Annotated in this window: 11 protein-coding genes; 2 read left to right on the plus strand and 9 right to left on the minus strand. The window is 70.1% G+C overall.

Annotated elements, in window-relative coordinates:
• The 5 genes from WBA11_RS09325 to WBA11_RS09345 all read right to left on the minus strand — a co-directional run.
• Positions 1–726: DUF4350 domain-containing protein (locus WBA11_RS09325; protein WP_424520426.1), on the minus strand; the 726-nt coding region annotated here is incomplete at its 3' end.
• Positions 723–1,487 carry a DUF4129 domain-containing protein gene (locus WBA11_RS09330; protein ID WP_424520427.1) on the minus strand — a complete coding sequence of 255 codons (765 nt, stop codon included), beginning with the start codon at positions 1,485–1,487 and terminating at the stop codon, positions 723–725. The genes WBA11_RS09325 and WBA11_RS09330, both read right to left, overlap by 4 nt.
• The gene (locus WBA11_RS09335) at positions 1,484–2,485 is read right to left on the minus strand and encodes a hypothetical protein (RefSeq protein WP_424520428.1); all 1,002 of its coding nucleotides are present in this window, start codon (positions 2,483–2,485) and stop codon (positions 1,484–1,486) included. Before WBA11_RS09335 ends, WBA11_RS09330 begins: the two co-directional genes overlap by 4 nt.
• Positions 2,478–3,452 carry a stage II sporulation protein M gene (locus tag WBA11_RS09340; RefSeq protein WP_424520429.1) on the minus strand — a complete coding sequence of 325 codons (975 nt, stop codon included), beginning with the start codon at positions 3,450–3,452 and terminating at the stop codon, positions 2,478–2,480. The genes WBA11_RS09335 and WBA11_RS09340 overlap by 8 nt, the downstream gene beginning before the upstream one ends.
• A gap of 198 nt (positions 3,453–3,650) precedes the next feature.
• Positions 3,651–3,926, minus strand: coding sequence for a hypothetical protein (locus WBA11_RS09345; RefSeq protein ID WP_424520430.1), 276 nt, complete (start codon positions 3,924–3,926; stop codon positions 3,651–3,653).
• Between the two features lie 38 nt (positions 3,927–3,964).
• Between WBA11_RS09345 and WBA11_RS09350 the strand changes: the two genes are divergently transcribed.
• On the plus strand, positions 3,965–4,780 hold the full coding sequence (locus tag WBA11_RS09350) for an RDD family protein (RefSeq protein ID WP_424520431.1): 816 nt from the start codon (positions 3,965–3,967) through the stop codon (positions 4,778–4,780).
• A 2-nt stretch (positions 4,781–4,782) separates the two neighbouring features.
• Positions 4,783–5,286: a DinB family protein gene (locus WBA11_RS09355; protein ID WP_424520432.1), complete on the plus strand. Its 504-nt coding sequence runs from the start codon at positions 4,783–4,785 to the stop codon at positions 5,284–5,286.
• Positions 5,287–5,336: 50 nt separating this feature from the next.
• Here WBA11_RS09355 and WBA11_RS09360 read toward each other — a convergent pair whose 3' ends face one another.
• The 4 genes from WBA11_RS09360 to WBA11_RS09375 all read right to left on the minus strand — a co-directional run.
• Positions 5,337–5,657 carry a DUF3240 family protein gene (locus WBA11_RS09360; RefSeq protein ID WP_424520433.1) on the minus strand — a complete coding sequence of 107 codons (321 nt, stop codon included), beginning with the start codon at positions 5,655–5,657 and terminating at the stop codon, positions 5,337–5,339.
• Positions 5,658–5,671: 14 nt separating this feature from the next.
• Positions 5,672–6,628 carry a sodium-dependent bicarbonate transport family permease gene (locus WBA11_RS09365; RefSeq protein ID WP_424520434.1) on the minus strand — a complete coding sequence of 319 codons (957 nt, stop codon included), beginning with the start codon at positions 6,626–6,628 and terminating at the stop codon, positions 5,672–5,674.
• Positions 6,629–6,978: 350 nt separating this feature from the next.
• On the minus strand, positions 6,979–8,430 hold the full coding sequence (locus WBA11_RS09370; RefSeq protein WP_424520435.1) for an NADP-dependent isocitrate dehydrogenase: 1,452 nt from the start codon (positions 8,428–8,430) through the stop codon (positions 6,979–6,981).
• Between the two features lie 277 nt (positions 8,431–8,707).
• On the minus strand, positions 8,708–8,920 hold a 213-nt coding region (locus WBA11_RS09375; protein ID WP_424520436.1), incomplete at its 5' end, for a hypothetical protein.

An 8,920-nucleotide genomic window follows, 5' to 3' on the forward strand; every position in this document is an offset into this window, starting at 1 on the left:
GTCCGGCAGCGCCGCCAGGACCGCCGCGACGTAGGCCGGAGCCTGCCCCTCGCCGGTCAGGGCCGCGTTGGTGAACGCGACCGGCGTCGCCGACACGATCACGTCCCCCTCGCCCCACGAGATCCGCGCCAGCGTGGGCTCGCTCGCGTCCAGCCCGGCTCCCAGCACCTCGCTGCGGCCCGCATCGAGGCCGACGAGCCGACGCCGCCGCACGTTGACGGGGAACGCGTACACGCCCTCGACGCCCGGCGAGACCAACCGCAACGTGTCGCCCCCTAAGTCGTCGCCAAACGGGTCGAAGATGGTGTTCGGGTACCGCGTCGAGATCCCCGTCGCGCCCCAGTCTGGATCCGGCCGTCCGAGCGTGTCAGCAAACGCACCTTCGATGTCCTGGGCCGCCACGAAAACCGTGTTTCCGCGCGCCACGAAGGCCAGCAGCCGCTCGGCCTCGACGGGGTCCGGCGCGAACGTCTGGCTCAGGAAGAGGTACGTCTGCCCCGTCACCGACGAGTCCTCTAGCCTCTCGAACGGCGTCACCCCGACCGCCGTCACCGGCTGCCCGAGCCACTCCGGCAGCGACTCGAAAAACACCTCGGCGTCGAACGGCGCCGACCCCGATCGCTCGAGCCGGATCGTCATGTCGAGTGGGCGCGGCCGGGTGGCCTCGAGGGCGACGAGCGCCGCCACCAAGAAGGCGATGCCGAACAGGTAGGCGCGGACGCTCACGCGGCCACCTCGCGAGGAGCGGCGGCCTCGAAGAGCGGCACGAGCCGGTCGTAGCGCGACGCCGAGACCGGCCGCTCGCCGTACCACACGGCGTCGAACACGCGCGTCGTCTTTCGGAACGAGTCGGCCAGGTCCGGCGAGCGGTGGCCGACCTCGAGGACGTACTGCCGGTTCGTCTTGTCGCGCCGCCACTCGAGCGCTCCGGCCGCGTCGAGGTCTTGGAGCACGGCGAGGTACCGCACGCGAACGGCCTGGCGGTAGTCGGAGGCCGCGAGCGCGTCGCGGAGCCGGGCCTCGAGGTCGACCTGGGCGATGTCGTCCACGTCGAGGAGGCCGACGCCGGGCGCGTCCCGGTCGCGGCGGGCGAGTACGCCGAACGAGCCCTCGGTGCGGAGCAGGCGCGCGACCACCCAGCCCAGCGCCACGACGGCGACGAGCACCAGGATGATGTCGCGCCCCTCGGCCGTCGTCGAGTCGTAGATCGGGTCCCAGAACGTCCGCTCGAGCCAACTCCAGAACCGGTCCCACAGCGACGGCCCCTCGACCTCGGGGTCGGCATACTTGAAGTCGGGGTCGGCGCGGTAGCGCTCGACGATATCTGGGACGGCCCGCTGCTCCAGAGGCGCCGTCGAGGTCGGGACCGCCGCCGTGTCACGCGCGACCTCGAGGACGGAAGCGGGCGGCGGCGGTGGAGCGGCCGGGCTCTGCGCCTGCACCGACGCGCACAGCGCCACGATCATCCCGCCAGCGACGCTCCTCATCCGAACCCTCCGCCCCTGAACCCGCTGGACGGCGGCCCGTCCTCGTCGTCGTCGCTGTCCGTCCTCGAGGGCGGGACGGGTGGCGTCGAGGCCGGAGGCGTCGAGCGAGGGACGTCGAACCCGGTCGCCAGCGCGTCGAGGTCGTCGGTGAGCGTCGTCCCCTCGAGGTCTTCCACCAATCGGCCGTGGACGAAGAACGCCGCGACGAGCGGCACGAGGTAGATCGCGCCCGCCACGACCTGGACCGGCGCGAACACGATCCCCATCGCGAACCCCGATTGGCTGGGGTCGATCATGTTCGCCCCCATCGCAGCTGTCAGCCCGCCGGCGACCATCGACACGGCGAAGTAGATCACGAAGAGGACCATGAACGCCAGGAACATCGTCCCGGCCGTGAACCCCCACGAGTCCTTGACCAGGGCGCGGGCGCGGGTCCAGGCGTCTACGACCGAGCCGGCCTCGAGGGCGCGGGCGGCGATCGCGACGGTGTAGATGGGGGTGACCCAGACGATGAACGCGACCCACGCGATCGCGCCGAGGCACGGGATGATGTTGATGACGCCCGTCAGGAAGATGACGGCGAAAAACAGCAGCGCCATCCCGATGTAGGGCAGGATCAGCGTCTTGGCCTCGTCCCACAGCACGCCCATCGTGATGTGCCCCGCCTCGCCCTCGCGGTACAGACGCACGTAGGCCGACGCCGACGCCTGCATCAGGGTGCTCCCCAGCATCCCGAACAGCACCGATCCGGCGTACGTCCAGTTGAAGATGGCGAACGGCTCGTCCGGGGACGGGTTGAACAAGGAGTCGCCCACCTGGCTCATCCACAGAACCGTCGATATGGCGCTGGCGAGCAGGACCGGGACGACGAGTGCGAGGTAGCTCGTCGCGAGCTCCCGCGCGTTCTCGCGCAGGAAGGCGAACGTCGCGTTGAGCGCCGAGCCCGCGTCTCGGACGCTGCGGAACCGGATCGAGCCGAGGTCGGGGACGCTATGCATGGGCGGCGCGGCCCCTCGAGGCCGGCAGGTAGACGAAGTAGTACACCAAGAACGCCGCCGAGCCGCCGATCACGACCGCGCTCGCCCACAGCGGCATCTCGGTCCGGCGCGTCACGACGCCCTCGAGGACGGCCGCGAACGCGAACACGGGCACGAGCCCGACGATCACCTTCAGACCACGTGTCGCGCCGCGGCGGAAGGCGGCCAGGCGCGGGTAGGTGCCCGGGAAGAGGACGGCGTTCCACATCGTCAACCCGGCGCCACCGGCGATCACGATCGCGGTCAGCTCGAGCATCCCGTGGATGAACACGACCCGAAACCAATCGGCGACCAGCCCTTGGGCCGCGAACAGGTGGGCGAAGGCGCCGACCATGATCCCGTTCGAGACCAACACCGACCCCGTCCCGACCGAGGCGCCGGGCAGCCCCGCCTGGGGGAAGAACCCCGCGAACGCCAGGAACGAGACTCGGATGTTGTTGACCGCGATGCCCAGCGCCATGTCGGCCGGGTGCGCGTCCTTGTAGACCGCGAACGGGTCGCCGTCCTCGATGTTGGCCAACGTCATGTTGACGTAGCCGTCGCCCAGGATGAGCCGGACGAACCCGTCGTCGTTCGCCGACGACACGATCCCGATCCCGACGGCTCCCACGAACAGGAGCAGCGACGCGATGAGTGCTCGGCGGCTGGCGTAGACGGCGAGCGGGATCTCGTGGGTCCAGAACCGGCGGAGCCGCCCGCGCTCCTCCCGGCGGTTCCGGTAGATCTGGGCGTGGGCCTGCCCCGACAGGTCGTTGAGGTAGGCGGCCGTCGCGGAGCCGGCGTAGAACGTCTTGGCGTAGGCGAGGTCGTCACCGAGCCGGACGTAGCCGTCGGCGAGCACGTCGGGGTCGGCGCGCGCGTCCTCGAGGACGGCCTCGAGGGCTTGCCAGTGGGGGGCTCGGCGGCGGACGAATACGGCTTCGCGCACGGCGGGACGACGACGGGGTGGGGCGGGAAGCTAGCCGCAGATCGGGAGGACGGAACCGACCCGTGGCTCGTCGGTGAGGTCCGGCCTCGAGGACGAGCACGCGACCTCGAGGACGCGTGCAAAGTCCCCTCTCTCTGGGGGAGAGGCCCGGTGAGGGGTCGCAGTGCAGGGTCCGTCTCCGAGATCAGAGGCCGGAGCTCAGACCTCAGCCTCGAGGGCGACACCGACCTCAGATGCTGCGCGCGGCCCCGTCTGGGTTGGCTGCGCCGTCCTCGAGGACTCGGGTCCCGCCTCCGCGGGGATGACTCGTGTGGGCGTGAGGCCGTCGTGGTCGACCTCGTTGGGAGTGGGAATCGGTAGCATGCGACAGGGCCTCGAGGACGGAAGCATCCGGTAGGGCCACGGCGCGGCGCGCCCACGTGCGACCTCGAGGACGGGCACAGCCTCGAGGACGGGACGCCTCCGCCCGGTCACGCCGGACCCCTCGAGGACGAGGCCCCGCCCCCGCGGCCGTGGTAGTCTTCGGCGTGGACCTCGCCCTCGATATCCAGACGGCCCAGAACGTGCCGCTCGCGCTCGAGCCCGCCAGCATCGGCGAGCGCATCGTCGCGACGGTCGTTGACGTCCTGATCGTCGGGGCGTGGATCGTGATCGTCAACGTGGCGGTCTTCTCGTGGCTTCCCTCGTCGTGGGGGACGGTGACGGCGCTGATCCTGCTGCCCATCGGCCTCTACCACCTGTTGTTCGAGGTCTTCCTCGAGGGCCGGACGCCGGGCAAGCTGGCGATGAAGACCCAGGTCGCACGGCTCGACGGCGCCCAGCCGACCCTCAGTCAATACGCGTTGCGGTGGCTGATCCGGTTCGTGGACGTCACGGTGACGGCCGGAGCGGCGGCGCTCGTCTCGGTCCTCCTGTCCAAGAACTCGCAGCGCCTGGGCGACTTGGCGGCCGGGACGACCGTCGTGCGCCGACGGCGCCGCGTGCGGCTCGCCGAGGTGCTCTACCCCGAGCTCGAGGACGGCCACGTCCCCACCTTCCTCGAGGCCGACGCGCTCTCCGACGCCGACATCCGCACGCTGCGAGCCGTCATCGTCCGCCTGCGGATGTCGTCCCGAGGCGGCGCGTCCGTTCGGCTCGCCCGGAGCGCCAAGGCGGCCGTGGAAAAGCGGCTCGGCCTCGAGCCCGTTCGGATGGCGCCCGAGGCGTTCCTGCGCGCCGTCGTCCGCGACCACGTCTTCCTGATGGACCAGCTTTCCGGCTCCATCGCGGAGCCCCCGACCTCGAGGGTCGTCAGGCCGGCGACACCCACGCACCCCGCCCCCGAGTAACCGTGCCGCCGTCTCCCCCACCCCGCGACCTCGAGGCCGACGCCCGCCTGCGCCACGAACTCGTCGCGCTCCTCCAAGGCGGCCAGGCCTCCGTCGACGCTGCGACCGCCCTCGAGGGCGTCCCGCTTGCGCGCGTCAACGACCGCCTGCCGGGGTGGGACCACTCGCTCTGGGACCTGCTCGAGCACCTCCGCGTCACCCAGGCCGACATCCTGGAGTTCAGCACGGACGCCGGCTACCGAGACAAGCGCTGGCCGGCGGACTATTGGCCCGATCTTGAGGCCGTCGAGGGTGACTGGGGCCGCGCGCTCGAGAGCTTCCTGAGCGACCTCGAGGCGCTCAAAGACGTGGCCCGGACAGGAGACCTGTTCGCCGAGCTTGGTCACGCGCCGGGCTACACGCTTTTGCGAGAGCTGATGCTCGCCGCCGAGCACAACGCGCACCACCTCGGCCAGCTTATCGCGCTGCGCCGCCAACTCGGGATCTGGCCGCCGAGAGACGTCTAAGCCTCGAGGCCGATCGAGCCACGCCGCCCTCGAGGACGACTGGCTATGCTCTATACGCCTTTGTTGTGAGGCGCGTACTTGCTCCCACGCAGGACCTCGACGTCCTGGAGGTAGACGATGACCGAGTGGTGCGCGAAGTACTTCGACGAGACGTGCTCCACGATCTGGTCGGCCACGTCGGCTGTCACGACGGCCTCGATCTTGACGCTCGGGCCGCCCCGAAGAGAGCCGCTGGCACCGCGCGACCCCTCGCCATGAACGTCGTAGTGTGTGTGGCCCGTGGCACCCAGGTTGTGGACGGCGTCGATCAGACGGTCGCGCAGGCCGCGCTCTGTGATGATCGTGATCAAGCGGTAAGAGACGGTCTGCATGACGCGAGGACGGGTCAGCCCAGCCACTCCGCGATCGCGAGGTAGATGGGGATGCCCAGGGTGAGGTTGAACGGGAAGGTGATCCCCAGGGAGGCCGTGAGGTAGTACGCCGGGTTGGCCTCGGGGAGTCCGACCCGGATGGCCGCCGGCGCCGCGATGTACGACGCGCTCGAGACCATCGCGCCCAGGACGGCCGCGCCTCCGACCGACAACCCAACGCTGAGCCCGACCCACACGCCCAGCGCCCCGTGAACGATCGGCATCCCGATTCCGAACGCGATCAGAAACGGACCGACCTCCTTGAGATCACGGAGCCGCCTCGCAGCCGTCATCCCCATGTCGAGCAGAAAGAGCATCAACGCTCCCTGGAAACCGCTCACGAAGAACGGCGCGACCGGCGCCATGCCCTCCTCCCCCGCGATCCACCCGACGGTCATCCCGCCGACGAGCAAGACCACGCTCTGTCCCGTCACGACCTCACGCAGCGCCTCGCGCCACGACCCGGCTCGGTCACCCCGCGCGTACGCGATCATCAGCCCAACGATGATCGCGGGAACCTCGAGGACGGCCACGAGGGCCGGCATGAACCCCTCGGACGGCGACCCCGCAAACGCAACGACGGCCTGGGCCGCGATGAACGTGACCGCCGACACGGACCCGTAGTGCGCCGCGAGCGCCGCCGCGTTCGTCCGGTCCATCTTGCCCAATCGCCGCAGGACGGTGTACGCCGTCAGCGGCGTCAGCACCCCGAGCGCCAACGTGCCGAGAAACGGACCCGCCACCTCCGCCATTGGCGTCTCGCTCAGCGCGACGCCACCCTTGAGCCCGATCGCGAGCAGCAGGTAGATCGAGAGCGCTTGGTAGAGCGGCTCGGGGATCTCCAAGTCGCTCTTGATCGCGACGGCCAGGGCTCCGAGCACGAACGCCAGTACGACCGGCGACAGCAGGCTGGAGAGGAGGACGTCGAGCACAGGCGGACCGGGGGCTCGGACAAGCTACCGCGGGCGGCTGCGCCCCGTCCTCGAGGGCGGGACCGTTTCGGCCTCGAGGGGAGTGCGCCACCGGTCCGCACGCGTCGAGGTCGGCAGGGCACACCAGCGGCGTGCCCCTAGCAATCGTCTCAGGCACGCCTCGCCCTCGAGGACGACCGGCTCACCCCAGCGCGGTTCGACTGAAACGGCCTCGAGGACGAGCGATGCTCGACGGAGACCTGTAGGGACACACCGCTTGTGTGTCCTCTTAGGACCGCGATCGAGGGGCCGACCTCGAGGACGGACACCACGTCTCGACCTCGGGGCCGACTCGCGCGCCCTCGGGGGCGCTACTCGCCCTGCGCCAGCGAGTACGCCCGCTCGCCGTCGAACGTGTACAGGTTCTCCGTCTTGATGACGTCGAAGCCCGCTTGCGCGAGGCGGCCCAGCAGCGACACGACCTGCCCCGCCGCGACCGCTTCGTCCGTTGCGACGAACCGGCAGCGCCAGTGGTCGGTCCAGAACGTCTCCGGCAGGCCGTCGGGGTAGACCTTGACGCCGCGGTTCGTGATCAGCTTGAGGCGCAGCCCGTCGCCGTTCTCGGCCTCGAGGCCGGTCCCAAGGGTGTCCGGCTGGCGGCCGTCGTCGTCCCAGTCGAGGAACACGTCGACGCCCACCAACGCCTTCTCCGAGCGCGGGCTCGGCTGGGGCTCGATGCGAAACTGATCGGCCTCGGCGTAGGTCACCGCAGGCAGCGTTTGGGGCCGCTGGCCCAGCCGCTCGATGATTGCGTCGGCGAACGCCTGCGTGCCGACGGGCTCGCCGTCGGAGTCCGGGCCGTGCAGGTCGCCCGTGTGGACGCCGGCCTCAAGGGCGCACAGCCACGCGTTGTGGACCGTCTCCGCGATGCGCGGCATCCCCAGGTGGACGAGCATCATCACGGCCCCGTTGAGCATCCCGGACGGGTTCGCGATGCCCTGCCCCGCGATGTCCGGCGCCGAGCCGTGGATGGCCTCGAACATGGCGAAGTCGGCGCCGACGTTGGCGGAGCCGGCCAACCCGACCGAGCCGGACACCTCGGCCGCGATGTCGGAGATGACGTCCCCGTACAGGTTCGGCGCCACGACCACGTCCAGCTCCGTCGGACGCGCGGCCACGATCGCCGAGCCGATGTCGATGATCTTGTGCTCGACCTCGAGGTCGGGGTACTCGGCCGAGATCTCGTCGAAGACGGTGTGGAAGAGGCCGTCGGTCAGCTTCATGATGTTGTCCTTCGTCATGCACGTCACCTTGCGGCGGCCGTGGGCCTTCGCGTACTCGAAGGCGAACCGGACGATGGCCTCCGACCCGGGCCGCGTGATGAGCTTGAGCGTCTGGTAGACCTCGCTCGTCTGGCGGTGCTCGATCCCGGCGTAGGTGTCCTCCTCGTTCTCGCGGATGATGACCAGGTCCATGCCCGGCTGCTTCGTCTTGACGAACGGGGCGAAGCTCTGGTTGGGCCGGACGTTGGCGAACATGCCGAGGGACTTTCTCAGCGTCACGTTCAGGCTCTTGTAGCCGCCGCCCTGGGGCGTCGTGATCGGCCCCTTGAGCAAGACCCGGTGCGTGCGCAGCACGTCCCACGACTCGGGCGCGATCCCCGACGTGTGGCCCGCCTTAAACACGGCCTCCCCGACCTCGACGACGTCGTAGTCGAGCGGCGCGCCGGCGGCCTCGAGGACGCGCAGGGTTGCTCTGGTGATCTCGGGGCCGATCCCGTCCCCGTAGGCGACGGCGATGGTGGTCGTGGCGGCGGTAGGCATGGGGCGCGGGTGTGGTCCGGGGCACATCCTACGCTCACGAGGGCGGCTCCGCCGCGAACCCTTTGCGGACAATCGACCTCGAGGGCGGATACCGGATCGCGCAGAGGTCGCCGCGGCCTCGAGGAGGGACCATCCTCGAGGGTGGACACGGGCAGAGCCCACAAACGAGTCATCCCCGCGGAGGCGGGGATCCAGAGCGGGCAGCGCTCCCAAGCCCTCGCAAAACCTCCGCGACCCCACGCTACGCGGTCCGACCTCGAGGACGAGCCTCTTGCCTCTAAAAGACGAACTGCCCCTGGAGCTTAACGAGGTGGCCGACGTCACCCTCCTGGTTGCGGCGCACGAGATATGACGCTGTCACACGCAAATCGCGATAGTCCCGGCCCATCGCGGCGCTCGGACTGTAGCTCGCGCCGACCGTCCCGACCACGTCACCCGGCTGGTCGACGTCGGTCCAGTAGCGGTCGCCTCGCACGAACACCGCGCCGTG

This window comes from Rubrivirga sp. (genome assembly GCF_049648075.1).
In the GTDB taxonomy this organism is placed as follows: Bacteria; Bacteroidota; Rhodothermia; order Rhodothermales; family Rubricoccaceae; genus Rubrivirga.